The sequence below is a fragment of the Rhizobium sp. YTUHZ045 genome, from assembly GCF_051124255.1.
In the GTDB taxonomy this organism is placed as follows: Bacteria; Pseudomonadota; Alphaproteobacteria; order Rhizobiales; family Rhizobiaceae; genus Rhizobium.
In genome coordinates, this window is record NZ_CP101432.1 from 4414115 (window position 1) to 4439552 (window position 25438).

The 25438-nt window shown below is 62.2% G+C and carries 29 protein-coding genes; 12 read left to right on the plus strand and 17 right to left on the minus strand.

From position 1 onward, the window contains the following. Window positions 1-45 precede the first annotated feature (45 nt). Window positions 46-954, plus strand: coding sequence for a LysR family transcriptional regulator (locus tag NMA58_RS21590; protein WP_434711866.1), 909 nt, complete (start codon window positions 46-48; stop codon window positions 952-954). A 27-nt stretch (window positions 955-981) separates the two neighbouring features. Here the strand turns inward: NMA58_RS21590 and NMA58_RS21595 are convergent, their stop codons facing one another. After that, on the minus strand, window positions 982-1479 hold the full coding sequence (locus NMA58_RS21595) for a ferritin-like domain-containing protein (protein ID WP_434711867.1): 498 nt from the start codon (window positions 1477-1479) through the stop codon (window positions 982-984). A gap of 148 nt (window positions 1480-1627) precedes the next feature. On the opposite strand from NMA58_RS21595, the gene NMA58_RS21600 reads away from it, so the two are divergent. After that, window positions 1628-2245, plus strand: a complete 618-nt coding sequence (locus NMA58_RS21600) for a hypothetical protein (RefSeq protein WP_434711868.1) — start codon at window positions 1628-1630, stop codon at window positions 2243-2245. Here NMA58_RS21600 and NMA58_RS21605 read toward each other — a convergent pair. Both NMA58_RS21605 and NMA58_RS21610 read right to left on the minus strand, forming a co-directional pair. Further along, entirely contained in the window at window positions 2235-2678 is a 444-nt protein-coding gene (locus tag NMA58_RS21605; protein WP_434711869.1) for a GNAT family N-acetyltransferase, read from the minus strand. The two genes, NMA58_RS21600 and NMA58_RS21605, sit on opposite strands and share 11 nt — an antisense overlap. Further along, window positions 2675-3637, minus strand: a complete 963-nt coding sequence (locus NMA58_RS21610; protein ID WP_434711870.1) for an aldo/keto reductase — start codon at window positions 3635-3637, stop codon at window positions 2675-2677. The genes NMA58_RS21605 and NMA58_RS21610 overlap by 4 nt, the downstream gene beginning before the upstream one ends. Window positions 3638-3825: 188 nt before the next feature. Between NMA58_RS21610 and NMA58_RS21615 the strand changes: the two genes are divergently transcribed. After that, complete coding sequence (locus tag NMA58_RS21615; RefSeq protein WP_434711871.1) at window positions 3826-4812, plus strand: Gfo/Idh/MocA family protein; 987 nt, start codon at window positions 3826-3828, stop codon at window positions 4810-4812. 9 nt (window positions 4813-4821) lie between these two features. Here the strand turns inward: NMA58_RS21615 and NMA58_RS21620 are convergent, their stop codons facing one another. Continuing rightward, a complete protein-coding gene (locus NMA58_RS21620) occupies window positions 4822-5199 on the minus strand; it encodes a GtrA family protein (RefSeq protein ID WP_430958166.1) in 378 nt (125 codons plus the stop codon). Next, window positions 5196-6203, minus strand: a complete 1008-nt coding sequence (locus NMA58_RS21625) for a glycosyltransferase (protein WP_285191980.1) — start codon at window positions 6201-6203, stop codon at window positions 5196-5198. The genes NMA58_RS21620 and NMA58_RS21625 overlap by 4 nt, the downstream gene beginning before the upstream one ends. Window positions 6204-6365: 162 nt before the next feature. Between NMA58_RS21625 and NMA58_RS21630 the strand changes: the two genes are divergently transcribed. Beyond that, complete coding sequence (locus tag NMA58_RS21630; RefSeq protein ID WP_434713463.1) at window positions 6366-8213, plus strand: hypothetical protein; 1848 nt, start codon at window positions 6366-6368, stop codon at window positions 8211-8213. A gap of 28 nt (window positions 8214-8241) precedes the next feature. Here NMA58_RS21630 and NMA58_RS21635 read toward each other — a convergent pair whose 3' ends face one another. Further along, entirely contained in the window at window positions 8242-8484 is a 243-nt protein-coding gene (locus tag NMA58_RS21635) for a hypothetical protein (RefSeq protein ID WP_434711872.1), read from the minus strand. A 339-nt stretch (window positions 8485-8823) separates the two neighbouring features. Between NMA58_RS21635 and xseA the strand changes: the two genes are divergently transcribed. After that, window positions 8824-10404 (plus strand): exodeoxyribonuclease VII large subunit, encoded by a 1581-nt coding sequence (gene xseA / locus NMA58_RS21640; RefSeq protein WP_434711873.1) that lies wholly within the window; start codon window positions 8824-8826, stop codon window positions 10402-10404. A 2-nt stretch (window positions 10405-10406) separates the two neighbouring features. After that, window positions 10407-10997 carry an NAD(P)H-dependent oxidoreductase gene (locus NMA58_RS21645; RefSeq protein WP_434711874.1) on the plus strand — a complete coding sequence of 197 codons (591 nt, stop codon included), beginning with the start codon at window positions 10407-10409 and terminating at the stop codon, window positions 10995-10997. Here NMA58_RS21645 and NMA58_RS21650 read toward each other — a convergent pair whose 3' ends face one another. Then, window positions 10998-11495 carry a MarR family winged helix-turn-helix transcriptional regulator gene (locus tag NMA58_RS21650; protein ID WP_434711875.1) on the minus strand — a complete coding sequence of 166 codons (498 nt, stop codon included), beginning with the start codon at window positions 11493-11495 and terminating at the stop codon, window positions 10998-11000. A gap of 81 nt (window positions 11496-11576) precedes the next feature. Here NMA58_RS21650 and NMA58_RS21655 point away from each other — a divergent pair, with 81 nt between their 5' ends. Next, window positions 11577-12488, plus strand: a complete 912-nt coding sequence (locus tag NMA58_RS21655) for an EamA family transporter (RefSeq protein WP_434711876.1) — start codon at window positions 11577-11579, stop codon at window positions 12486-12488. Here NMA58_RS21655 and NMA58_RS21660 read toward each other — a convergent pair. Next, on the minus strand, window positions 12436-13689 hold the full coding sequence (locus tag NMA58_RS21660) for an aminopeptidase (protein WP_097599521.1): 1254 nt from the start codon (window positions 13687-13689) through the stop codon (window positions 12436-12438). The two genes, NMA58_RS21655 and NMA58_RS21660, sit on opposite strands and share 53 nt — an antisense overlap. A 233-nt stretch (window positions 13690-13922) precedes the next feature. After that, entirely contained in the window at window positions 13923-14606 is a 684-nt protein-coding gene (locus NMA58_RS21665; protein WP_434711877.1) for a glutathione S-transferase family protein, read from the minus strand. A gap of 85 nt (window positions 14607-14691) precedes the next feature. Between NMA58_RS21665 and NMA58_RS21670 the strand changes: the two genes are divergently transcribed. Next, complete coding sequence (locus NMA58_RS21670) at window positions 14692-15132, plus strand: MarR family winged helix-turn-helix transcriptional regulator (RefSeq protein WP_434711878.1); 441 nt, start codon at window positions 14692-14694, stop codon at window positions 15130-15132. On the opposite strand, the gene ybaK is transcribed toward NMA58_RS21670, so the two are convergent. The 3 genes from ybaK to NMA58_RS21685 all read right to left on the minus strand — a co-directional run bounded on the left by ybaK (window position 15133) and on the right by NMA58_RS21685 (window position 17113). After that, on the minus strand, window positions 15133-15606 hold the full coding sequence (gene ybaK, locus NMA58_RS21675; RefSeq protein WP_434711879.1) for a Cys-tRNA(Pro) deacylase: 474 nt from the start codon (window positions 15604-15606) through the stop codon (window positions 15133-15135). It lies immediately after the preceding gene. 3 nt (window positions 15607-15609) lie between these two features. Continuing rightward, entirely contained in the window at window positions 15610-15960 is a 351-nt protein-coding gene (locus tag NMA58_RS21680; RefSeq protein WP_430958172.1) for an ArsC family reductase, read from the minus strand. Window positions 15961-16051: 91 nt separating this feature from the next. Continuing rightward, entirely contained in the window at window positions 16052-17113 is a 1062-nt protein-coding gene (locus NMA58_RS21685; protein ID WP_430958173.1) for a peptidase M14, read from the minus strand. A gap of 286 nt (window positions 17114-17399) precedes the next feature. On the opposite strand from NMA58_RS21685, the gene NMA58_RS21690 reads away from it, so the two are divergent. After that, window positions 17400-17963, plus strand: a complete 564-nt coding sequence (locus NMA58_RS21690; RefSeq protein ID WP_430958174.1) for a methylated-DNA--[protein]-cysteine S-methyltransferase — start codon at window positions 17400-17402, stop codon at window positions 17961-17963. Window positions 17964-17979: 16 nt separating this feature from the next. Here the strand turns inward: NMA58_RS21690 and NMA58_RS21695 are convergent, their stop codons facing one another. Genes NMA58_RS21695 through NMA58_RS21705 form a run of 3 tightly spaced genes read right to left on the minus strand, consistent with a single transcriptional unit; the run spans window position 17980 to window position 20015 of the window. Then, the gene (locus NMA58_RS21695; protein WP_430958175.1) at window positions 17980-18714 is read right to left on the minus strand and encodes an SDR family oxidoreductase; all 735 of its coding nucleotides are present in this window, start codon (window positions 18712-18714) and stop codon (window positions 17980-17982) included. 38 nt (window positions 18715-18752) lie between these two features. Beyond that, on the minus strand, window positions 18753-19595 hold the full coding sequence (locus NMA58_RS21700; RefSeq protein WP_434711880.1) for an oxidoreductase: 843 nt from the start codon (window positions 19593-19595) through the stop codon (window positions 18753-18755). 45 nt (window positions 19596-19640) lie between these two features. Continuing rightward, window positions 19641-20015, minus strand: coding sequence for an Atu4866 domain-containing protein (locus NMA58_RS21705; RefSeq protein ID WP_097599513.1), 375 nt, complete (start codon window positions 20013-20015; stop codon window positions 19641-19643). A 126-nt stretch (window positions 20016-20141) separates the two neighbouring features. Here NMA58_RS21705 and NMA58_RS21710 point away from each other — a divergent pair, with 126 nt between their 5' ends. From NMA58_RS21710 to NMA58_RS21720, 3 genes are all read left to right on the plus strand, one after another. After that, on the plus strand, window positions 20142-21038 hold the full coding sequence (locus NMA58_RS21710; RefSeq protein WP_434711881.1) for a LysR substrate-binding domain-containing protein: 897 nt from the start codon (window positions 20142-20144) through the stop codon (window positions 21036-21038). Window positions 21039-21181: 143 nt separating this feature from the next. Continuing rightward, window positions 21182-22036 carry a helix-turn-helix transcriptional regulator gene (locus NMA58_RS21715; RefSeq protein WP_434711882.1) on the plus strand — a complete coding sequence of 285 codons (855 nt, stop codon included), beginning with the start codon at window positions 21182-21184 and terminating at the stop codon, window positions 22034-22036. Window positions 22037-22075: 39 nt separating this feature from the next. Continuing rightward, window positions 22076-22621 (plus strand): YbhB/YbcL family Raf kinase inhibitor-like protein, encoded by a 546-nt coding sequence (locus NMA58_RS21720; RefSeq protein ID WP_434711883.1) that lies wholly within the window; start codon window positions 22076-22078, stop codon window positions 22619-22621. A gap of 254 nt (window positions 22622-22875) precedes the next feature. On the opposite strand, the gene NMA58_RS21725 is transcribed toward NMA58_RS21720, so the two are convergent. Then, window positions 22876-23406 (minus strand): dihydrofolate reductase family protein, encoded by a 531-nt coding sequence (locus NMA58_RS21725; protein WP_434711884.1) that lies wholly within the window; start codon window positions 23404-23406, stop codon window positions 22876-22878. A gap of 407 nt (window positions 23407-23813) precedes the next feature. Continuing rightward, complete coding sequence (guaA, locus tag NMA58_RS21730; protein WP_434711885.1) at window positions 23814-25376, minus strand: glutamine-hydrolyzing GMP synthase; 1563 nt, start codon at window positions 25374-25376, stop codon at window positions 23814-23816. Window positions 25377-25438: the final 62 nt, after the last annotated feature.

Here is a 25438-nt window from a genome sequence, read left to right on the forward strand (position 1 = left end):
AAAAATGCATGCAGTTTCTAACAACCTGTTCTATAATTTAGATCAATGAACAGAAGGCAACTCTCTCAACTCGCCGTTCTCGCCGCCGTCTCGGAACATCGCAGCTTCCGAGCCGCGGCCAAGGAACTGCTCGTCGCGCCGTCGGCGGTCAGCCACGCCATATCTAGCCTGGAGGAAAGTCTCGGCGTCAGGCTCCTGGCGCGCACGACCCGCAGTGTCGCGCCAACGGAGGAAGGTCGGCTGCTTCTCGAAAGGTTGCGTCCGGCGCTCGAGGAAATCGGTATCGCATTGGAGGCGGTCAACGATACGCGCGGCAAACCGGCCGGAAACCTGCGCATCACGGCGCCGCGCTTCGCCTCCGATATTCTGCTCGCCCCGCGCCTTGGCGATTTCCTCAATCTCTATCCCGATATCACGCTGGAGATCGCCAATGAGGACGGCTTCACCGATATCGTCAAGGAGGGTTTCGACGCGGGCATCCGGCTGGAGGAGAGCCTGGAGGCCGATATGATCGCCGTCAGAATCTCGCCCAATTTGACGACAGTGATTGCGGCCTCGCCCGAATATTTCGAACGCCATCCGAAGCCGCAGCACCCGCGCGATCTCGTCCATCATCGCTGCATCAAGCGACGCTTCACCAACGGCTCCATCTATCGTTGGGAATTCGAAAAGGACGGGCAGGAACTGATCGTCACGGTCGACGGGCCGCTTGTCGTCAGCGAGGACCGGCTGGCCCTTCTTGCGGCGCTGAACGGCGCCGGTCTTGCCTATCTCTTCGATATGCGCGTGCATACTGAACTGTCGGCCGGCAGGCTGGTGCGGGTGCTGGAGGATTGGTGTGCGCCCTATCCCGGGCCGTTTGTCTATTATCCGAGCCGGCGGCAGATGCGGCCGGCGCTGCGCGCCTTTATCGATTTCTTCAGGTATGTGGAGAGGGATGCGGGCGGCCGGTGAGGGCCGCCGCTCGTTTGCCTCGTTTCCTCAGGCGGCTTTTGCCTTCTGGTTTGCCGCCGTCGTGGCGAGCTTGGTAAGGATCTTGTCGGTGGCCGTTTCCTCCTGCAGCGTCTGGTCGAGCAGGGCGACGACATCCTTCAGGCCGATCGTTGCGGCCCAGGTCTTCAGCGTGCCGTAACGGGCGATTTCATAGTGCTCGACCGCCTGGGCGGCGGAGATCAGCCCGGCATCCAGCGCCGCTGTGCCCTTGAATTCTTCCATGATCTCTTCGCCCTCGGCGATAATGCCCTGGATTGCCTCGCAGGTCTTGCCCTGGGCGCGCTTGCCGATCTTTTCAAAAACCTGCTGCAGGCGCTCGACCTGGGCTTCGGTTTCCTCGAGATGCTTCTGGAAACCGGCCTTCAGTTCGGAGGACTGGGCGGCGCGCGCCATCTTCGGCAGGGCGCGCAATATCTGCCGCTCGGCAAAATAGATGTCCTTGAGCGTGTCGTAGAAGAGATCTTCCAACGTCTTTTCCTTGGCCATTTTCTCGATCCTTGTTTTGGGAAAGGCCGCGAACGCGGCGACACACTAAGAAGCAAAGATCGCGCAATTTGTTCCCGACCGATTTCGGGTGGACTGGAAAACCGCGCCGGGCAATCATCCTGCCGCCGATGTGGAGGAAGAAAAGCTCATGCGAAAGCCGGGTTCGATGAAAGGTCTGGAGGATCTCGGCCGCGTACGGCTGTCGCAAAACTTCTTCTTCCGCGATTTCCTCCATTCCGAAATCGCCGATTTCTACCGAATCCCCAATATCCCCGAGGATCCCGATCTGGCGATCGAAGCCGGCACGCAGCTTTGCCAGGAACTGCTGGAGCCGCTCGAAGCGACGTTCGGGCGCCTGCACATCCGCTCCGGTTACCGCTCGCCTGAGGTCAACCGCTTCGGCAACGCGAACAATCTGAACTGTTCCACCAATGCCGCCACCGCTGCGCATCACATCTGGGATCTCAGGGATTTCGACGGCTGCATTGGCGCCGCCGTCTGCATTGCCGTGCCGTGGGTGATCGACCGCTATCGCGATGAAAGCGACTGGCAGCGGCTCGCCTGGTGGATCCACGACCATCTGCCCTACGCCACGCTCTGCTTCTTCCCAAAGCTTTGGGCCTTCAATATCCAATGGCATGAACGGCCGAAGCGGGTGATCCAGAGCTATGTCAGGCCGCGCGGCATCCTGACCAAGCCGGGCATGGCGAACTGGGAGGGTGATCACGGCGCTTTCTATGAGGGATTCCCTTCACTCAGAAACTGATGCGGTAGCGGATGTGACCGTCGCTTTCGACATAGCTGTCATAGAGCGCGCGGGCCGTCTTGTTCTGCTCGCTCGTATGCCAATAGAGCCGCGACCAGCCCTTCGCCTTGCAGAGCGCGATGAGATCGTCCATCAGCGACCGGCCGACGCCCTTGCCGCGCGCATCGGGATCGACGAAGAGGTCTTCGAGGTAGCAGTCCCTGCCGCGGATCCAGGTGCCCTCATGCGTCAGGAAAAGAGCAAAGCCCATAATCCTGCCGTCGACCTCGGCGACGCGCATTGCGATCGCGGAGGCCGGATCGAAGACGCGGCGCCATGTCTGGTCGGTGATATCTGCATCGACAGTCACCTCGTAAAAGGCGAGATAGGCGGCCCAAAGTTCGCGCCAGCGGGCTTCGTCCTCGGGGCGGGCATCACGTATCGTTGCGGTCATGGCTGTGTTCTTTCAGCGCCGGCTTCGTCGAGCAGCGCCATTGCGTCGTGGGAAAGGGAAAGTGTCGCCGACGTCACCAGGCTTTCGAGCTGTGACAGGCTGGTCGCGCTGGCGATCGGCGCCGTCACGCCCCTCTTGCGCAACAGCCAGGCAAGCGAGATTTCCGCCGGCGTGGCGCCGGTCTCGGCAGCCACCTTGTCGAGCGCGGCGAGAATGCGCAGGCCCTTTTCATCGAAATACTGCGAAACGCGGCCTTCGCGGGCCCGTCCCTGCGTATCGGCCTTGCTGCGGTATTTGCCGGTGAGAAAGCCGGCGGCGAGGCCGAAATAGGTGATGACGCCGATATCCTGACGAACGCAGAGATCGGCAAGCGGCCCTTCGAAACTGGCGCGTTGGTAAAGATTATATTCCGGCTGCAGCACGTCATAGCGGGTCAGGCCTGCCCTCTCGGCCGCGTCGAAGGACGCCTGGAGCAGATCCGCGTCATAGTTCGAGCAGCCGATGGCGCGGATCTTGCCCTGCTGCTTCAGCTTTGCAAAGGCGCCGAGCGTTTCCTCGTGCGGTGTGTCGGCATCCGGCCAATGCGCGAGATAGAGATCGATATAGTCGGTCTGCAGCCGGCGCAGCGACGCCTCGACCGCCTTCAGAATATAGCTCTCCTTGAGCGTCTTTCCCTCGCCCATGTCCGAGCCCACCTTGGTAACTATGATGGCTTTGTCGCGGCCAACCTTGGCCTGTTTCAGCCAGCGTCCGATGATCTCCTCGGAATCGCCGCCCTTGCTGCCGGGAACCCATGCGGAATAGACGTCCGCCGTATCGACCGTGTTGAGCCCGGCATCGAAAAATGCGTCGAGAATGGCGAAGGATGTTTTCTCGTCGGCCGTCCAGCCGAAGACATTGCCGCCGATGACGATCGGTGCGACCGAAAGACCTGTTTTCCCAAGCCGGCGCAGTTCCATAAGGCTCTCCAAAATGGGTGAAATATAAAAGGCTGTATTGAATCGCGGATACGGCAGAACGCCGTTTGGCCAAGTTAGCGCGATCCCGGCACTAGGCAAACCCGACTTCTGCAATTTCATATCGCACCATTGCGTCGCGCTCGAGGCCTGAATATGGTTCGACGGCATTGGTTTTGGGAGGCTCGCACATGCTGCGTTTCGGTATCATTTCAACGGCGAAGATCGGTCGCGACAATGTCGTTCCCGCCATCCAGGACGCTGAAAATTGCGTCGTTACGGCGATCGCCAGCCGCGATCTGACGCGTGCAAGGGAAATGGCCGATCGCTTTTCCGTGCCGCATGCCTTCGGCTCCTATGAGGAAATGCTGGCTTCCGACGTCATCGACGCCGTCTATATCCCGCTGCCGACGTCGCAGCATATCGAATGGTCGATCAAATCAGCCGATGCCGGAAAGCATGTGCTCTGCGAAAAGCCCTTGGCGCTGAAGGCCGATGATATCGACGCCGTGATTGCTGCCCGCGACCGCAATCGCGTGGTGGTCACCGAAGCCTACATGGTCACCTATTCCCCAGTCTGGCATAAGGTGCGTTCACTGATCGGCGAGGGTGCGATCGGTTCGCTCCGGCATGTGCAGGGCGCTTTCACCTATTTCAACCGCGACCCCGCCAATATGCGCAACGTTCCGGAACTCGGCGGCGGCGGCCTTCCCGATATCGGCGTCTATCCCGTCATGAGCACGCGTTTTTCCACCGGCAAGGAGCCGCTCTCAGTCCAGGCGATTACCGAGCGCGATCCGGATTTCGGCACGGATATTTATTCGAGCGTCAAGGCCGATTTCGGCGATTTCGAGTTGAGCTTCTACGTCTCGACGCAGATGGCCAACCGCCAGGTCATGGTCTTCCATGGCACCGAAGGTTACATCGAGGTCAAGTCGCCCTTCAACGCCAATCGCTGGGGACCGGAAGAGATCGAACTGGCCGATCGCAGCCACAATGAATCGCGCATCTTCCGCTATCAGGACAGCCGCCAATACAGGCGCGAGGTCGAGGCCTTCGCTCGGGCGGTAAAGAACGGCAAGGAAGAGATCGTCACGCTCGAAAACTCGAAGCTGAACCAGAAGGTGATCGATGCGATCTACCGCGCCAGCGAGAAGGACGGCTGGGAGCCAGTCTGATCATTCCCCTCATTCCGCGCGGAAGACGAAGCGCGAATAGCCGAAGAAGCTGAAGACCATAGAGGCGACGCTGGCGATCACCATGGCCGCCAGCGGCTGGAGCGTGGGCAGCGAAAGCAGCAGCGCAGAGTAAAGCCCGTAATTGACAAGCGCCGCCGTCACGCCGACTGAGCCGTAGCGGAAACCCTCGGCAGCAAGCGACCGCCCGGAACGATCGAAGGTGAAGCTGCGATTGAAGGCCCAGGTGGTCGCCATTGCCACCCCGATGGCGACGAGCCGCGCCAGAAATGGGCCGAGCGGCGTCAGATGGAGCAGCGCCGCCAGCATGCCGGCATCGACAAGGAAGCCGATGCCGCCGCCGATCGCGAAGCGGACGAGCTTTCTCATGCCGCATCCGCCTTTCCGGGACGTTCACGCGATGCCGGTTTTGCGTCGGCGAGCGGCGCCTTGGCCGCGCTGGCGGTCTCCAGGCTCATATAATGGATGCGAAGCTGCTCGGCCCGGGCCCGGGCCACGGAATCCAGGATGACGCCGGCGGTAAAAAGCATGAAGGAGATCATCATCAGCGCCATTGATAGCACCCAGGTCGGCATGCGGCTGACGAGGCCCGTGTCGAAATATTCCGCCAGCACCGGCGTCATGAAGCCGAGGCTCGTCAGCATGAAGGCGGCGCTGATCGCGCTGAAGAAGGCGAAGGGTCGCGTTTCCTTCATCAGCATCGCGAACATCCAGAGGATTTTTCCGCCGTCGCGGAACGTCGAAAGCTTGGAGTGCGAGCCTTCCGGGCGGCGGCCATAATCGAGCTCCAGCTCGCTCACCGGAAGTTTCAGCCGGGAGGCATGCACCGACATCTCGGTTTCGATCTCGAAGCCGCCGGATACTGCCGGGAAGCTCTTGACGAAGCGGCGCGAGAAAGCGCGGTAACCCGAAAAAATATCGGTGAAGTCGGGGCCGAAGATCGTCCGGTAGAGCAAGTTGAAAAGCCGGTTGCCAAGCGCATGGCCCTGACGGCCGGCATCGGCATGCACGCCGCGTCGGGTTCCCACAACCATGTCGGCGCGTTCGGTCAGAAGCGTCCGCACCAGCTCCTCGGCATCGCCGGGTGCATAGGTTCCGTCGCCGTCGGCGATGATGTAGATGTCGGCCTCGATGTCGGCGAACATGCGGCGCACGACATGTCCCTTGCCTTGCCGCCGCTCGCGCACGACATGCGCTCCGGCCAGCATCGCCTGCAGCGCGGTGCCGTCGGTGGAATTATTGTCGTAGACGTGGATTGCGGCATCCGGCAGCGTCGCCCGGAAGCCCTGCACCACGGAGCCGATCGTCGCAGCTTCATTATAGCAGGGAAGCAGGACGGCAATGTCCGGGTGATGGGAACGCGTTCGGGCCATGACTCTACTCGTTACACTGAAAAGCCGCCAACAGCTTAAATCATGCAGCGTTAATAAGACCCTATGACCGAGGCAAAATCGGCTGCCTGCGCAAACGGCTTTACACTTTCTTGATCGGCGCCCGCTAAGGTTCGGCGATCTGGAAACGAGTTGCTAACCACGATGAATGCCGTGCAGCCGATTGCCAATGCGTCGACCGTGACCGCCGCCCGCAGGAGCCGACTCGGGGCGCTGCTGACGCGTCTCTGGCCCGCCGTCATCGCCTATAGTGTCATCCTCGCCGCCGTCATCCTTGTTACCAAGCTCTCCGGCGCCACGGATTATGTCGGTCCCGACAATGACGATGGCATGCGTCTCGTCGAGGTTCGCGATTTTCTTGCCGGTCAGGGCTGGTTCGATCTGATGCAATATCGTCTCGGACTCGCCGGCGGTACGTTGATGCACTGGTCGCGTTTGATCGATCTGCCGATCGCTTCGCTGATCTGGTTCTTCGACCTGTTTGCGCCGCGTGAAACCGCCGAGGCGCTGGCGCTGGCCGTCTGGCCCGTATCGCTCATCTTTCCTGCCATGCTCGCCATGGGCGTTGCCGGCCGGCGGATCGGCGGCATTGCGGGTATGCATATCGCCCTCGGTCTCACTGCTCCGGCGATCTACATTGGAAACCGCTTCGCCCCTGGCGCCATCGATCATCACAATGCGCAGCTGGCGCTGGTCGCGACGATGGTGGCGATGCTCATGGATCCCGCGCGTCGCGGTTGGAGCTACGCGGTCGCCGGCGTTGCGGCGGCTGTCGCCATCGCCATCGGCGCCGAGACCACTCCTTTCGTCGCTGCCGTCTGCCTCACGGTCGCGCTGCTCTGGGCATGGGAAGGCGAGAATTTTTGCGCTGCGGCCCGGGCCTTCGGGCTGTCGCTGACGATTGCGATCAACATTCTTTTCTTCGCAACGGTTCCGCCCCGGCTCTATTCGATGGTTACCTGCGACAATCTCTCGCTCGGCTACTACAGCCTGGCGGCGATCGGCAGCGGCCTCCTGTTGTTTTCGGCCATTTTTGCGAGCGGCTTGCGTCGACCCTTGCGCTTTATCGCGCTCGCCTTTGTCGGCGCCGGCGTTTTTGGTGCGGCGATCGTCATCGCACCGCAATGCCTGAGCGATCCGTTGGGCAGTCTCGATCCGATGCTGGTCGAACTCTGGCTGCGCCATATTTCGGAAGCCCAGTCGCTCCTGGCGCTGGCGCGCACCGATCCCACCTTGGTCGGAGCCTTCTATGCGGCAGGTCTGCTCGGCATTGCCGTCTGCATCTTTCGCCTCATTCAGCGCGATCGCGTGCAGATCCACCTTATCCTGCTCTTCCTGCTTGCCACGAGCTGGGCGATCGCGCTGGTCCAGGTGCGCGGCTCTTCCTTCTCGAACCTGCTTTCGATCCTGCCGCTCACCCTGCTGATTATCGATGTCAGGCGCATCTCCAACAGCGACAGCGAAAATGTTGCTGCCGCCCTTGTCTATGTGACGAGTGTTCTCGCAAGCGTTCCGGCGGTCTGGGCCGTCGGCGGCGGGCTTGTTTCAATGCAGATGGAGAACGATGCGCAGAACAAGGCGGCGGAGCCGGCAAAAGCGTTTTCCTGCACATCGAAAGAGGCGCTGGCACCGCTTGGCGAACTACCGCCCGGCCTGGTCTCCGCGCCATCGGAAATGGGTGTGCCGATCCTCCGATTCACGCAAAATCGGGTTCTCGCCGCCCCCTATCACCGAGATCAGGGCGGCATGCTGACGCAATTGCATATCGGCCTGGCAAAGCCGCAGGAGGCGGAAGCCTTTTTGAAGGGAGCCGGTGTGACGGCGCTTGCTTTCTGCCCGAAGGACCTGCAGACGCGCGAACTTGCCAAACTGAAGCCGGATGGGCTCTATGCCGAACTCGGCAAGGGGAATATTCCGCCCTATCTGGAACCACTTGCAAAAGTGCCGGATACGGGCGTCCAGTTCTTCCGCTACCGGCCGACGGCGAATTGACGCCGGCAGCCTTTATGTTGCGCTGACGTCAGTGAGACGTGCGGACGGCCCGCAGACGGTCGCTGGCATAAAGCCCGAGCACAAAGAGGATAAGACCGCCATTATAGCCGAGAATGGCATAAACAAGCGCCAGAAGTGACACTGGCCCCGGCGAGGTTATCGTCGCCAGGGTGAAGCTCATTCCGATCAGCGCGGCCACCAACGCGATCCCGGCGGCCGAGCGCATTAACCCGGCGCTGATGCCCAATGCTGCTGCTGTGAGAATAATCATTTCAGCACCTTCCCAGAGAGAACGAGGGGAAGAATAGGAAGCGCCAACTAACAAAGATTTACCGGCTCTCTCGGCTGAAAATCCTTTGTATTGCGGTGGTTAGCAATCCCTTTCGGGTAAAACGCGCTTTTTATCTATGCGTTCCCCGGCGAAACGGATTTTCCCGTTTTTCTTGTCATTTTTTCTCCTGCAACGACCGCATGTACGCAATGCCCATAGTATGAGCCTTGATAGAACGGCGTCGACTCTGCCACGCTAACCGTTCAGCCGTCAGGAAAACGGGTCTCTCCGGCGGTCGCGGACCTTCCTGTTTCCCGCCAATGGAAATAGAAAGGAGGGATGAGCAACCTCTTCGACAGCGATTCGCCGACCAACCTTGCCGAATATTCGGTTTCGGAGCTTTCCGGCTCGATCAAGCGCACCGTCGAAACCGCCTTCGATCAGGTTCGCGTGCGCGGGGAAATATCCGGTTATCGCGGTCCGCACTCCTCCGGCCACGCTTATTTCGCACTGAAGGATGATCGCGCCCGCATCGACGCCGTGATCTGGAAGGGCACGTTCTCGCGGCTGAAGTTCCGCCCCGAGGAAGGCATGGAGGTGATCGCCACCGGCAAGGTCACCACTTTTCCGGGCTCCTCGAAGTATCAGATCGTCATCGAGACGCTGGAGCCGGCAGGCGCCGGCGCGCTGATGGCGCTGATCGAGGAGCGCAAGCGCAGGCTCGGTGCCGAGGGCTTGTTCGATGCGGCCCGCAAGAAGCGGCTTCCCTTCATGCCGCATGTGATCGGCGTCGTCACTTCGCCGACCGGCGCCGTCATCCGCGATATCCTTCACCGCATCTCCGATCGGTTTCCCGTGCATGTCCTCGTCTGGCCGGTGAAGGTACAGGGGGAGGGATCCGGCGAGGAGGTGGCGAACGCCATCCGCGGCTTCAACGCGCTGGGGCCCGCGGGCGCCATCCCCCGCCCGGATGTGCTGATCGTCGCGCGCGGCGGCGGCAGCCTGGAAGATCTCTGGAGTTTCAACGACGAGATCGTCGTGCGCGCCGCTGCCGAAAGCCGCATACCGCTGATCTCGGCCGTCGGCCACGAGACCGACTGGACGCTGATCGACTATGCCGCCGATGTTCGCGCTCCGACGCCGACCGGGGCGGCGGAAATGGCCGTGCCCGTCAAGGCGGAGCTCGAGGCGCAGGCTGCGGCGCTTGCCGCCCGGCTGCAGGGCTGCATGAACCGGCAGATGGATCAGCGCCGCCAGTCCGTCCGTAGTCTGATGCGGGCATTGCCCTCGCTCGATCAGCTTCTCGCCTTACCGCGCCGCCGTTTCGATGAAGCGGCCGTCGGTCTTGGTCGCGGGCTGGAACTCAACACCATCAACAAGCGTCGCGGCTTCGAGCGTATGGCCTCGCATCTGCGCCCCGATGTGCTCTCCAATCGCATCGCCGAGCGACGCCAGCTTCTGGGTGAGCGCATGGCGCGGGCCGAGCGCACAATCGAGCGTCTGCTCGATCGCTCGACGTCGCGGGTCGAGCGGGCGGAGGCGATCCTTGCTTCGCTGCCGGCACGGTTGAAAGCACAAACCGACCGCGCGCGCGAACGCCTCGGCAATCTTTCGCGCCATGCCGATACGGCAATCCGCCATCAGCTGACGCGCGCGCGCGCCGAACTCTCCGCGCAGGACCGCGTGCTGCAGTCGCTCTCCTACAAGAATGTGCTGAAGCGCGGCTACGCCGTCATTCGCGATGAGGACAACAGGCCGGTCTCGCAGGCGGCGGCACTTTCTGCCGGTATGGGCATCGCCATCGAATTTGCCGACGGCCGGGTCGGCGCCATGACCACAGAAGGCGGCGTACCGCCCACCGGGGCGAAGAAGCGGGGTGCAAGACCAGCGGATGCGCCGAAGCAGGGAAGCTTGTTCTGACGATGCGGATCCTGCTGGTGCTTGCCCATCCGCTGCCGGAAAGTTTCGCTGCCTCGGTGGCGCGCACGGCCCGCGAGGCACTGCAAGCGTCCGGGCATGTTGTCGATCTCATCGATCTCTACGCTGAGGATTTTGATCCGCGCCTTTCCGAAGCCGAGCGCCGCGGTTACTTCGATATGCCCTACGACACTTCGGCCGTTGCCGGCATCGTTGGCCGCCTGAAGGCGGCTGATGGTCTCGTCCTCGTCTTTCCGCAATGGTGGTTCAATTTTCCAGCCGTGCTGAAAGGGTTCTTCGATCGCATCTTCGCGCCCGGCGTGGCCTTCACGCACGATGCCGCCGGCGGGCGCATCGTGCCCGAACTTACCAATATCCGGCTGCTCTATGCGCTGACCACGACGGGATCGCCCTGGTGGCTGGTGCATCTTTATATGGGCGATCCCGTCCGCCGCCTGCTGAAGCGCGGCATTGCCGCATTCTGCGCGAAGAAGCTCGTCTTCCGCATGCTGAGCCTGCACGACATGGAGCGTGCGACTGATGCCAGGCGCAAGGCGCATTTGGAGCGCGTCCGTAAGTTGCTCGCCGCAGTCTGACTATTCAAAGTCCGACAGGAACTTCTTGAGCAGCCGGTCGAACGTGGCCCTTTCCTCGGGTGTCAGATTGCGCGTCAGCCGCTGCTGATTGGCGACATGGGCGCCGACCGCCTCTTCGACGGTCGCAAGTCCCTTGTCGGTCAGCGCAATCAGCACGCTGCGCCTGTCCTGCGGATTGACGATGCGCTCGACGAATCCAGCTTTCTCCAACTGGTCAATCCGGTTCGTCATCGTGCCGGAGCTCACCATCGTCATCTCCAGAAGCTCGCCCGGCGAAAGCCGGTGCGGCGCGCCTGAACGGCGAAGTGTGGCTAGGACGTCGAAGGCCGGCGTTGAAAGCCCGTGCTTCATGAGCACGGCTTCGACCTCGCGGCCGAGATGGGTGCCGAGGCGCTTCAGGCGCCCGAGGATGCCCATCGGTTCGACGTCGAGGTCGGGCCGCTCGCGCCTCCATTGCGCCAGGATTCGGTCGACGTGATCTTGCTTCTCTTCACTCATGTCACATCGATAGCAGTGGATATCTTGACGTCAAGATAAAGTGGACTATGCTGAATTTATCTTGATGTAGAGATTCTTGATATGAAGACAAATTCCCGCCATATCGCCGACGTGTTGACGACCGCTATCGCCCCCGCCATCTGGGGCAGCACCTATTTCGTCACGACGTGCTTCCTGCCGCAGGGGTATCCCCTGTCTGTCGCCATGCTGCGTGCTTTGCCGGCCGGCCTGCTTCTCCTGCTCATTGTCCGGAGGCTGCCGACGGGGGTCTGGTGGGCCCGCGCCTTCATTCTCGGCGCGCTGAACTTCTCGTTCTTCTGGGCAATGCTCTTTGTTTCGGCCTATCGCCTGCCGGGCGGCGTCGCGGCCACGGTCGGCGCCGTTCAGCCGCTGATTGTCATCGCCCTGTCGCGCCTCTTCCTCGGCAAGCCGATCCGCTTCCTTGCCCTCGTCGCCGGCCTGATCGGTATGGCAGGCGTCGCGCTGCTGGTGCTGACGCCGAATGCGGCGCTCGATCCTCTGGGCGTTGCGGCTGGCCTCGCCGGCGCCGTCTCCATGGCCTTCGGCACCGTGCTGACCCGTCACTGGCAGCCGCCTGTTTCCAGCCTTACCTTTACGTCATGGCAATTGACCGCGGGCGGTATCCTGCTCGTGCCCGTCGCCTTGCTGCTTGAGCCGGCGCTACCGGTGCCGACGGCCGCCAATATTCTCGGAATCGCCTGGCTTGGCCTGATCGGAGCGGCCTTTACCTATCTGCTGTGGTTTCGCGGTCTGTCTCGCATCGAGCCCTCGGCTGCGGCGTCGCTCGGCTTCCTGAGCCCCGTCGTTGCCACTCTTCTCGGCTGGCTGGCGCTCGGCGAGAGCCTGACGCCGGCGCAGCTTGCCGGCTTCGCCATGGTCCTTGCCAGCGTCTGGCTCAGCCAGCGCACGGTGATGCCGCTCAGGCCCACTCGCCCTGCCGCATCACCGGAACCCGCCCACCGTCCGGTGTGATGCCGTCGATATCGACCTTGTCGGAGCCGATCATCCAGTCGATGTGGATCAGGCTGGAATTGCCGCCCTGCGCCTTGATCTGCTCCTGGCTCAGTGAAGCGCCATCGAGGAAGCACTTGGAATAGCACTGGCCAAGCGCGATGTGGCAGGAGGCGTTTTCGTCGAACAGCGTGTTGTAGAACAGAATGCCGCTCGCCGAGATCGGCGAGGAATGCGGCACGAGCGCCACTTCGCCGAGCCGGCGCGCGCCCTCGTCGGTATCAAGCACCTTATTCAACACTTCTTCGCCGCGTGACGCCTTGGCTTCGACGATCCGCCCACCCTCGAAGCGCACCTGGATATTGTCGATCAGCGTGCCCTGGTGCGACAGCGGTTTGGTGCTCGAGACATGGCCTTCGACCCGCAAAGCATGCGGCGTCGTGAACACCTCTTCAGTCGGAATATTCGGATTGCAGGTAATGCCGTTCTTGGCGGTGGAGGCGCCGCCATGCCACTCATGTCCGTCGGCAAGACCGACCGTCAGATCGGTGCCCGGCCCCTTGAAATGCAGCGAGGCAAAACGCTCGCCGTTCAGCCAGGCTGAGCGCTTGGCGAGATTGGCATTGTGCTCCGCCCAGGCGGCGACGGGGTCGCTGACATCGACGCGCGAGGCGGCAAAGATCGCCTTGGCGAGCTTGGCGATTGCGATCGGTTCCGGGTCGTCGGGGAAGACCACCTTGGCCCAGGAGGGGTTGGGATAGGAGACGATGTTCCAGTTGATGTCGAAATTCGAGATCTTTTCCAAGGCCGGCTTATAGGCGGTTGATGTGGCGCGATTGGCGCGGCCGACCTTGCCGGCATCCTGCTCGGAAAGCAGCATTGGATTGTCGCCGGCGACCGCCAGACGGGCCGCCCCGTTGGCATAGGCCTTGGCCATGCCCTCGTAGAGCCAGTCGGAGGCGCGGTCGAAGCTCTCGTCGCTGCCGTACTGATAACGCGCCAGCGTCGTTTCCTCGTCGGAGTAGAAGGCGCTCACCAGACCGGCGCCGGCCTGATACGCGTGTTTGGTGATGAGGCGAACGAGCGGGAGCGCCACAACAGGCGCGGTGATCACCAGATCCTGGCCCTTCTGCAGCTGCAGCCCGACCTTGACCGCGACTTCCGCGAGTTTTTCCAGCTTGACGGGATCAACGGTGTTCTGGCTCTGGGGCATGAAAGTCATGGTGCAACCTGCCTTCTGTCATCGACGCTAAAGCAATTCCAGGAAAAGTGCGAAGCGGTTTTCCGTCTGGAATTGCGTAAGTTCAAGAGATTAGAGCGGTTCTGCTCTTCCGTGAAAAGCTGAACCGCTCCAAGAGGCTGAAAGACTTAGACCCGTTTGCGGCGAAAATGAAGCGCGCCGCCGCCGATTTGAAACCGGCCGGCGCCATGCCCGACCCGCTTCAGCATCACGCCTCAGGCCGCGACGGGCAGCCTGAGCAGGATCGACTTGTGCTTTTCCAGGAATTCCAACAGCCGCTGGGGATAATCCTCGCCGACGGCGTCTTTCACGCTCCGCCGTTCGCCGAGCGCGCTCCGCCAGCGCGTCACCCGCTCGAGCCCCTCGAAGATGCCGCTATCCCCCAGCCTGTCGAAAACATCGAAATACCGAAAGATCGGCGCGAAGACGGCATCGACGAGGCTGAAGCTGCTGCCGGAAAAATAAGGTCCATCCGCGAGCGCTCCTTCGAGCGTCGTGAACTTGGCGATCAGCGCCTTGCGCTTGGCCTCCAGCTGTTCCACCTCCGTGGCCGTTTCATAGCCCCAAAGATCGGAAAGCACGGACGAGCCGAACTCCATCCAGCCGCGATGGCGGGCGCGGGCAAGCGGATCGGCAGGATGCAGGGCAGGTCCCGCCTGCGTCTCCTCCAGATATTCGCAGATGACGCTGCTTTCGAAGAGGACGGCCTCGCTGCCATCCTCTTCCTCGATCCTCAGCAGCGGCACCTTTCCGAGCGGCGAGATCTGCAGGAACCAGTCCGGCTTGTTGGCAAGGTCGATGTTGACGCGCTCGAAGGGAACACCCTTTTCGTGAAGCGCGATGGCGGCGCGTTGCACATAGGGGCAGAGATGGTGGCTGATGAGGGTAAGCCTGCTCATGAACGTCTCCTCGCAGTTTTAATAGATGCATTTGCATATAGTAGTGCTTGCGGCTTTGCGCAAGATAAATGTATCTGCATCTATCATGGAAAAGATGCTGAAGCCGAGCGAAACCGCCACCTCTGCCTGGACCAGCATCATGCGCGCTCGCGAACGGCTGCTCGCCGCGATCGAAGCCGATCTGAAAGCGGCCGGCATGCCGCCGCTTGCCTGGTATGACGTGCTGTGGGAACTGGCGCGCGCGAACGACGGCAAGCTGCGGCCCTACGAGATAGAGGAGCGGACATTGCTGGCCCAGTATAATCTTTCCCGGCTGATCGACCGGCTGGAAAGAGAGGGCTTGGTCCGGCGTGAGGTCTTCGCCGAGGATGGCCGCGGGCGCTGGGTTCTGATCACCGACGCAGGCCGAACGCTTCGCACGCGGATGTGGACTGTCTATGCCGCAGCGATCGAGAGCCATGTCGGCAGCAAGCTTGCCGAAGACGAGGCGAAGGCGATTTCCGGTCTGCTCGCTCGTTTCCTCTGATCAGGCGACCAATGGCGCGCCGACGGCTTTTACCACCTTCAGTGCATCCTTCGGATCAAGCCGCACCTGCAGTCCGCGCTGTCCGCCATTGATATAGACGAGCGGCTCGGCGAGAGCGATCTCCTCGATTGCCATCGGCACGGTCTTCCTCTGGCCGAAGGGGCTGATGCCGCCGACATGGTAGCCCGTCAGCCGTTCGGCATCGGCAGGCTTCATCATATTGGCCGATTTGCCGCGAAAGGCGCTGGCGAGTTTCTTCATGCTGACTTCGCGATCCGACGGCACGACAACGCAGACGGGTTTGCCGTCCACCTCCGCCATCAGCGTTTTCAGCACGCGTTGCGGCGCCTCGCCTAAGGCTTCCGCCGCCTGCAGCCCGACACGCTCCGCGCCCGGATCATAATCATAGCTGTGGATGGTAAAGGTGACACCCGCCTGGGAGAGAACCTGTGTCGCGCGCGTGGTCTTGGACATTGCTCAGCGCCCGAACAGATCCGAATAATTCTCCGGCCTGAAGCCGATCAAGAGCTTGCCTTCCGCCTCCAGCACCGGCCGCTTGATCGTCGACGGCTGGTCGAGCATCAGCGCGATCGCCTTCTCCCGGCTCAGGTTCTCGCGCTCGGCATCGGGCAGTTTTCGAAAGGTGGTGCCGGCGCGGTTGAGCACCGTATCGAGGCCGGCTTCATCGATCCAGGCTTCGAGATGGGCGCGGTCGATGCCGAGTGCCTTGTAATCGTGAAACTCATAATCGACGCCGTGTTCTTCCAGCCAACTACGGGCTTTCTTCATCGTGTCGCAATTCTTGATGCCATAGATGGTGACGGCCATGCCCGATCGATCTCCCTGTGATGGCAACGGGATAGCATGCGCGACAGCCGGCGCAAATGCCGCCCGGGCATTTGTCCCGGGCAGCACCTGCTCAACTCTCCAGCGTGCCGGCCTTGCGTGTGGCCTTGCTCGGCCTGGCGCAGACGATCTTCATCAGGTCGCCGCGCCGGCGCACCAGCCGATCCGAGGTTCGGGTCAGGACCAGCCCATCCTGCGGCGCATGCAGGTCGATGCTGCCGTCAGGTTGACCCGGCCGGGTGACGATCGTCGCCAGAAGTTCGCCCTCTGCAATCCTGTCACCGATCGTGCGATGGAAGAGCACGGCGCCGCCTTCGGGAGCGCGGATGATCTCCACATTGTCGAGCGGCACGGCGGGACCGACAAACATGGCCGGCGCCATTCTGTCGTCGCTCACGATCCCCCGTGCGGCGAGAAAACGCCAGAGCCCGTCCGCATCCCGCTTCGCCAGCAGCGGATCGACGTCGCGCTTGCCGCGCAGCTCGACGGTGACCGAAAGCTTGCCCGGCAGCCGGGATTGTCGTTCGCCGGGAACCGCATATTTCCATGCAAAACCGACGGCCTCCTCGAAGGCCGAGCTTTCGCCATCCGAAAGCAGCACGGCCTCCATGTCGAGCGCGGCGGCAAGGTCGGCCGCCTCCGGCCAGAAGGCCTCATCGATATAGGCATATTGCAGTGATTCGTCGTCGCAGTGCAGATCGAGGACGAGGTCGGCCCCGAGCGCCATGTGCAGAAGCCGCCGCTTCAGCTGGTCGGTAGCCGGATAATCATTGAAATCTTCCGTCAGCATTGCCCGATCGGTGACGCTTATCAGCGGAAAATCCCGGTTGAAATTGGTGCGGGAACCGAGATCGAAGCGACCCTGCAATTCGCCGAAATGCGATTGCGCCGCGCCAATGGGGTTGGCCTGCGGTACGATGGTGATGTCGCCTGCGACCGCGCCTTCGCTTTCCGCCCGACGCAGCCGCTCCGAGAGGAAATGCAGGAGCGCCGTTCCCGGCAGCTCACCGGCGTGAAGCGCCGCCTGAATGTAGGCCTTCGGCGCCTTCGGATCACGGCCAGCAAAACGCAGCACCGGCAGCCGCCATGCCGTTCCCGGCGTATCGCCTGGGATGATGATCTCCGAAACGTCCATGCTGTCCTTGCTCCGCATTCACCAGCCCGACCAGCTTTAAGCGCTGAAAACCGGCGAGCGCAAGCCTCACCGCCACCCTTGCCTCACCGAGGCCCGAAGAAAAGCAGTTGCCGCTATGATTGATCTTGCCTCGCCGTCGAGATGATGCACGAAACATCAAAAGTGCCTGCTTAATCGGCTTCCAAGCCTCTAGGAACAAAAAAAGAACGATCTAGGCAAGAAACGGGTTGAAACAGCGGCAGCTCCATACGATCCTTTGGGACATCGAAAACGCGGAGGCTGTGTCATGGCTGAGGCAAGGCACCACTATCTCATCTTCGAAACCGCGGGCGGCTTCTGCGGCATCGCCTGGAGCGATGCCGGCATCGTCCGTTTCCAGCTGCCGACGAAAGCCGCGGAGGCTACCGAGCGGCTGCTTCTGCGCCGACTGCCCGATGGTGCGCCCGGCGCGCCGACGCCTCAGGTGCTCGAGACCGTCGCAGCGGTGAAACGCTATTTCCAAGGGGAGGAAACCGATTTCTCCGGCGTCCAACTCGATCTTGCCGGCCAGAACGACTTCTTTCGGGATATTTATGCGGCGGCACGGCGTGTCGGCTGGGGCCGCACGACCACCTATGGCGCGCTGGCGAAGGAGCTTGGCGTCGGGCCGGAAGCGGCCCGCGATGTTGGTCAGGCGATGGCGAAAAACCCAGTCGCCCTGATCATTCCCTGCCATCGGGTGCTCGCCGCCGGCGGCAAGATCGGCGGCTTCTCCGCGCCCGGCGGCTCAACATCGAAGGCCCGCATGCTGGAGCTTGAAGGCATCAGCCTCGCCCCGCCGCCGCCCGCCCAGCAATCGCTGAGTTTTTAGGCGAAATGCCGGCAGCTCAATGCGGGCTGGCCGTCGGCCGGATGACGATCTCGCTGACATCGACGTCATCGGGCTGGCTGATGGCGTAGAGGATCGCATTGCCGACGGCTTCGGGGCTGATGGTGACCGCCCTGAAAGCCTTCATCGCATCCCGCGCAGTGGGATCGGTGATCGTCTCGGCCAGTTCCGAGGTCGTTGTTCCGGGAGAAATGACGGTGACGCGGATACGATCTGTCTCCTGACGCAATCCATCCGAGATTGCCCGCACCGCGTATTTCGTCGCGCAATAGACGGCGGCAGTCGGCGAGACGCTGTGGCCGCCGATCGAGGACAGGTTGATGATCTGCCCCGAGCCCTGTGCCTTCATGATCGGAAGAGCGGCCGCTATGCCGTAGAGAACGCCCTTAATATTGACGTCGACCATTCGGTCCCACTCGTCGACCTTGAGTGCGTCGAGCGGCGAGAGCGGCATGACGCCGGCATTGTTGACGATGACATCGAGGCGGCCGAATTCGGACTTGGCGAAGCCGGCAAAGGCTTCCACCTGGACACGGTCGGTGACGTCGAGCTTGCGCAGACGCACCGTTCCGCCCCCGGCTTCGATTTCGCCGGCGAGCGCCTCCAGTCGGTCGCTGCGGCGCGCGCCGATCACGATCCGGGCGCCCGCCGCGGCCAGCACCTTTGCCGTGGCCTCTCCAATGCCGCTGCTGGCTCCGGTGATGGCGATGACCTTTCCTTCGATGTCAGACATTTCACACTCCATGTGCAGGTTGAGGGTTGTTGTGGCGATCAGTTGGGGAAATCGGCGCTGAGCGTCGTGTCAGCCCAGGCATCGAAATTGGCGCGCAGCGTGTCGAGCCGTTCGCGGGCGATCTTCAGGGAAGCTGCCCCGAGCAGCAGCCGCAGCGGCGGCTTGCCCGCCTCGAAGGCCGATATGATTGCGCTTGCCGCGCGTGCGGGATCGCCCGGCTGCTTGCCGGAAATCGAGCGGATGGCCTGGCGCCGCTTGCCCGCGGTCTCGGCATAGTCTTCGAGGATCGTGCTGGATTCGACCATCGAGCGGCCGGCCCAATCGGTGCGGAAGCCGCCGGGCTCCAGGATCGTCACACGAATGCCAAGCGGACCGACCTCATGGGCCAGCGACTCCGACAGGGCTTCCACCGCAAACTTGGTAGCATGGTAGTAGCCGGTTGCAGCGAACGCGACGAGCCCGCCGAGCGAGGAGACGTTGAAGATATGCCCCCGCCGCCGTGAGCGCATGCCAGGCAGAACTTGTTTGGTCACGGCGATCAAGCCGAAGACATTGGTCTCGAATTGGGCGCGGATCTCGGCATCCTCGCCCTCTTCGATTGCCGAGAGATAGCCATAGCCGGCATTGTTGACGAGGACATCGATGGCGCCGAACTGCACCTCGGCTTCACGGACCGCAGCAGCGATAGAGCGGCCGTCGGTTACGTCGAGGGCGAGGGCCAACGCCCGCTCGCCATGTGCTGCCGTGAGGTCGCCGAGTGCATCGGGTTTGCGCGCCGTAATGGCAGCGCGCCAGCCGCGCGCCAGAACCGCTTCGGCGAGTGCCCGGCCGAGGCCGGATGATGCGCCGGTAATGAACCAGATGGGTGTGGTGGAAGACATGTCGTCATCCTTTCCGGCCTATGCGGCCTTTTCGGTGTGCGGGGGTCATTTGCGGCGAAGCACCATGCCGCCATGATGGAGCGTGTTGTCGTCGACGAAATCGCCATCGGCGGTGAAGCCGGTATCGTCCCAATACTCGATATGTGTTCCGGTGACTTCGTAGCGTCCGCGATAGGCGCTCTCCCGGCGTCCGCGGGCCTCGTCGTAACGATTGTCGGGCAGGAGTTCGTGTCGGACTCGGCCGTCGTCGGTGACCCACATTCCGACATAGGGATGCTGCTGCATGGTGTTCTCGCTTGGCTGTTGGAACTTGGATTTTCGCTCGTTCGAGGCGTCGGCGGGCCACGTGGGGAGCGCCGTGCCGGTTAGAATGATTGCGGTGAAGAGATGCAGAACTGGGCTGCTGTAAAACTTTGGCATCGCTCTTCCTTTCGACGCGGGCAGCACTCGGGGCTAGCTCATGCCTTGCCCTCGACAGAAGATAATCTTGGCGAGCCGCGCGATTAAGTTGCCAATGCCGAATGGCTTGGTTAGCATAGCTAACCAATGGCCGATGATCTCGAAGGCATTTCAGTCTTTCTCGCAATAGCGGAGGCGCGGAATTTCCGGCTCGCCGGCGAGCGCCTCGGCGTGACCCGCTCCGCCGTCAGCCAGGCCTTGCAACGCCTTGAGGACCGGCTTGGTGCGCCCCTGGTTCAGCGCACGACGCGCAGCGTCAGCCTGACCGAGGCCGGCGAAGTCTTCCTTGAGGCGGTTCGTCCCTCGATGCGCCAGGTCAGCGATGCGATGCAGACGGTGCGCGACATGCAAGCGCGCCCGAGCGGCCTGCTGCGGGTCACTGTTTCCTCCATCGCCGAGCGCTTCCTATCCGGCACTTTGCTCGCCGGCTTCATGCAGGCCTGCCCCGGCATCAAGCTCGATATCACCATCACCGATGACGAATTCGACATCGTCGAAGCCGGCTTCGATGCTGGTGTGAGACTGGGCGAAGTGATCGAGCGGGACATGATCGCGGTACCGGTCTCGTCTCAACAGAGACAGTGCGCCGCCGCATCGCCAAGCTATCTCGAGCATCACGGTTCGCCTCGCCATCCCCGCGACCTGCAGAACCACGCCTGCATCGGATGGCGGCCGCGCCCGGATACCGCGCCCTATCGCTGGGAGTTCACGGAGAACGACCGCGACTTCGACGTGGCCGTCGATCCCGTGGTCACGACCAATGACATGGGAATGATGATCCGCATGGCCTGCGCCGGGGCCGGGATCACCTTCGGCATGGTGGAAACCTTCGCGCCCTATGTCGGTCGCGGCGAGCTCATCCCGCTGCTGGAGGATTTCTGCCCGCCCTTTCCTGGTTTCTATCTCTACTATCCCAGGCGCCAGAGGCAGCCAGTGAAACTGCGCGCGCTGGTCGACTATGTGCGCCGGTCGGCCGGTCGTTAGACCTACTCGAGTGCCGTGCCGCCGGCATGGTTGCTGCGAGCATGTGGTTTTGGTATTTCGAGCCTTCAGTTGGATGGCGAAGCGGGCGACGTCGTGCTGGCTGCTCCGGTCGCCGTTCTGACCATCCCGCTGGCGGAGAACATATGCTCGACGACGTCTTTCCCATTCCGACCAGGGCAGTGATCCGCCAGGGTGGTCGAGCCTGCTTCCATCGCCTCGTCACTACCAGCCCGCTGCTGATCCAGGTCCAGTCTGGAACGAAGATCGTCATGTCGGATGACAAGCCTTTGCGCCTCGAGGCGGGCGACTACGGTCTGTTGCCCGACTACCGGCCGTTGACGATGGAGAACATTCCCAAGGCGCCGCAGAAATATCAGACCCTGGCGCTTCCAATTCCGCGACAGCTTTTCGAGGATGCTTATGATAGGATGGGATCAGTCGCCGTGCCATCACGGCCTCTTCCGGCCAGCACCTCGAGGCTGCCGGAGGAAGCTGCTGCATTGTTCGAATATTGCAGTCAGCCGGGCAATCTGGCGCGGCTTCCGGGCGCCATCGCCAAGGCCCGTCTGATGGAACTCGTCACCTGGTTCGCGCTCTGCGGGGCGGTGCTCGGCCGATGCGAAAGCCCCCGGCTTGAGGACCGGCTGAGGCAGATGATCGAAGCTGATCCGGCCGGCACCTGGACGCTGGCGCATGCTGCGGGCTTGTTCAACATGAGCGAGGCGACGCTGCGGCGCAGGCTCTCCGCCGAGAATACAGCCTTCAGCGAGATCTTGAGCGATACCCGGATGAACCGTGCTCTGGCGCTCATTCAGACCACGACATTGCCGATGGCGCAGGTTGCGCTGGAGGTCGGTTACGATTCGCCTTCGCAATTTTCCGCGCGCTTCAAGGAGCGGTTTGGCGTCAGCCCACGCCATGTACGCAGCGGACCCGAACAATTTGAGCGGATCGGGGCAGAAATTGAGCAGAGCGGGGCAGATGCGCTGGCGCGGTGACGATAGTTTCCCAACATCGTCAACCACAGGAGAATAGCAATGCGATTGATCACAGCAGCACTTATGGCCGCCTCCGTCATCGGCGCCACGGCCGCCCATGCCGAAATGAAGCTTACCTCGAAGGATCTGACCGCCGGCAAGGCCATGGCCGATGCGCAGGTCTTCAACGGCTTCGGCTGCTCGGGCAAGAACATCTCGCCGGAACTGGCCTGGTCGGGCGCACCCGAGGGAACCAAGAGCTTCGCCGTCATGGCGTACGATCCGGATGCGCCCACGGGTTCCGGCTGGTGGCATTGGTCGGTGTTCAACATCCCGGCAAAGACTTCGGGGATTGCCACGGGTGCAAGCGGTGACAAAAAACTTCCCGCAGGCGCCGTGGAAGGCCACACAGATTTCGGCACCTCCGGATATGGCGGCGCATGCCCTCCGGCCGGCGATAAGCCGCACCGCTACCAGTTCACCGTCTACGCGCTCAAGGTGGACAAGCTCCCGCTTCCCGAGACGGCGCCGGGCGCCATGGTCGGCTTCTATGTCAGGGCCAACACGCTCGACAAGGCCTCGATCGAGGTCACTTACGGCCGCTGAGGCGGCTTGGAGCCGCAACATCCTTGCATACCAAAGACCGGCCGTGGTGACTAAACCTCGGCCGGTCTGTGCGCTGAGGCAAGCGCAGGCGGCATCAGAGGGATGCAAGAAGCAATGTTGCGGCGTGCTTCGAGGCTACGCCTATGGGCTTCGGACCTTAGCATGAGGGAGGTTGGAGGAGGCCGCGCTCATAACTGCAGGCGCGAGAGTGCGCGCCGCCCACGATCGGACAAGTTTACTTGCGGCTCCTTGGACTAGGCAGGAACATAGGTCAGCTTGATCACATTCTCGTCGATCAGATCATGGCTCACAAGACGAAGCGGCGGCCGGGGCCCGGCGAAATAGGGTTTGCCGTGGCCAAGCACGACGGGATGCAGGTAGATGTGATATTCATCGATTAGCCCGAGTCCGGTAAGGCAGTGCGCCAAGTCCGGCCCGGCAACTTCGATCTCCCCGTCACGCTCGGCCTTCAGCGCGCGCATCGCGCCCCCGAGATCATCCCCGACAAGGCTGGCGTTGGGGCCGACCGACGTCAACGAGCGCGAGACCACCCATTTCGGCTGCTTCCGCCACGCCGCTGCAAAAGCCTGTTCCTCTGCATTCCACTCGGCATGATCCTCATCCCAATAACGCATGACCTCATACATCCGGCGGCCATAGACGCTGCCCGCCTGCCTCTGAGCCTGCTCGACGAAGTGGCGGAAGAGGGTGGGACTTGGCCCGAAGGCCGTGTGGTCGACGTAACCGTCCAGCGACTGGTTCATCCCGAAGACGAGCTTAGCCATGCCAACTTCCTTCTTGAAGAGAGTATGTGCGTGAATTCGGCTGCGTAGCGACGGGAGTAGGTTAGGCCAACTGATTTTACATTGCAATTGGTTTCTGGCTGAACTCGAACGCGTCCGAACTGATCGGGGCAGGCGCTTCATTGGGCATCGATCCGCTTACATCAGCGATGCACCGGCAGTCTCAGCCCCACCTCGTCTCGCCTTTTGCGACCTTGTGTTGGTCGACCGATCGATCGAGGCAAATGGCGAAGCTATCAAGGCCGGCGAGTCGCTGGCGGACGCTGCGCGGCGACGCGCGACTTCCAAATATTTGCCAGCGGCTTAGCTTCTTGAAGTGCCGCAGCATGAGGCGCTGGCGGAGGTGCTTCTGCCGCTCAAATAGCTACCTCGGAGGGCGGCTTCTGCCCTCACTCCCACTCGATCGTGCCGGGCGGCTTCGACGTGACGTCGTAGACCACCCGGTTGATGCCGCGCACCTCGTTGATGATGCGGGTGGCGGCGCGGCCGAGGAATTCCATGTCGTAGTGGTAGAAATCCGCCGTCATGCCGTCGACCGAGGTGACGGCGCGCAGCGCACAGACGAATTCATACGTGCGCCCGTCGCCCATCACACCAACAGTCTGGACGGGAAGCAGCACGGCGAAGGCCTGCCAGATCGCGTCGTAGAGGCCGGCCTTGCGGATTTCGTCGAGATAGATCGCATCGGCCTCGCGCAGGATCTCGAGCTTCTCGCGTGTGATGCCGCCGGGGCAGCGGATGGCAAGGCCAGGGCCGGGGAAGGGGTGGCGGCCGATGAAGCTGTCGGGCAGGCCGAGCTCGCGGCCGAGCGCGCGCACCTCGTCCTTGAACAGTTCGCGCAGCGGCTCGACGAGCTGCATGTTCATCCGCTCCGGCAGGCCGCCGACATTGTGGTGCGACTTGATCGTCACCGACGGGCCGCCGGTGAAGGAAACGCTCTCGATAACGTCGGGATAGAGCGTGCCCTGGCCCAGGAAATCGGCGCCGCCGAGTTTCTTCGCCTCTTCCTCGAAGGTTTCGATGAAGAGCCGGCCAATGATCTTGCGCTTGGTCTCCGGGTCGCTGACGCCCTCGAGTTCGCCGATGAAACGGTCTGAGGCATCGACGTGCAGCAGATGCAGATTGTAGTGCTCGCGGAACATGGCGACGACATTGGCCGCCTCGTCCTTGCGCATCAGCCCGTGGTCGACGAGGATGCAGGTCAGCTGGTCGCCGACGGCCTCGTGGATCAGGAGTGCCGCGACGGAGCTGTCGACGCCACCTGAAAGCGCGCAGATGACGCGCTTGTCACCGACCTGCTTGCGGATTTCGTCGACCGCTTTTTGGCGATAGGCCGACATCGACCAGTCGCCCTTGATGCCGGCGACATTGTGGATGAAGTTGCCGATCAGCTTGGCGCCGTCGGGCGTATGCACCACCTCGGGGTGAAACTGCACGCCGTAATATTTGCGCTTCTCGTCGGCGATGAAGGCGAAGGGCGCATTGCAAGAGGTGGCGACCACCTCGAAACCATCAGGCAGTGCCGTGACACGGTCGCCATGGCTCATCCAGACCTGATGGCGCGAGCCGGAGGACCAGAGGCCTTCGAACAGCTGGCAATCCTTGTCGACATCCAGAAAGGCGCGGCCGAATTCACGGTGATGGCCGCTTTCGACCTTGCCGCCGAGCTGCATGCACATCGTCTGCTGACCGTAGCAGATGCCGAAGACCGGCAGGCCGCTATCGAAGATGATCTGGGGCGCTCGCGGCGATCCCTCGTCCACGGTGGAAGCCGGGCTGCCGGAGAGGATCACGGCCTTCGGCTGCAGGCGCTTGAAGCCTTCTTCGGCGGATTGAAAGGGGACGATCTCGCAATAGACGCCGGCCTCGCGCACGCGCCGTGCGATGAGCTGGGTCACCTGGCTGCCGAAATCGACGATGAGAACGGAGTCGGGATGTGCTGTCTGGGTCATGGCGAGGCTTTAAAGAAAAGCGCTTCGCCTGGCAATCCGGGAAATCGACGGTGTCGGGTTTT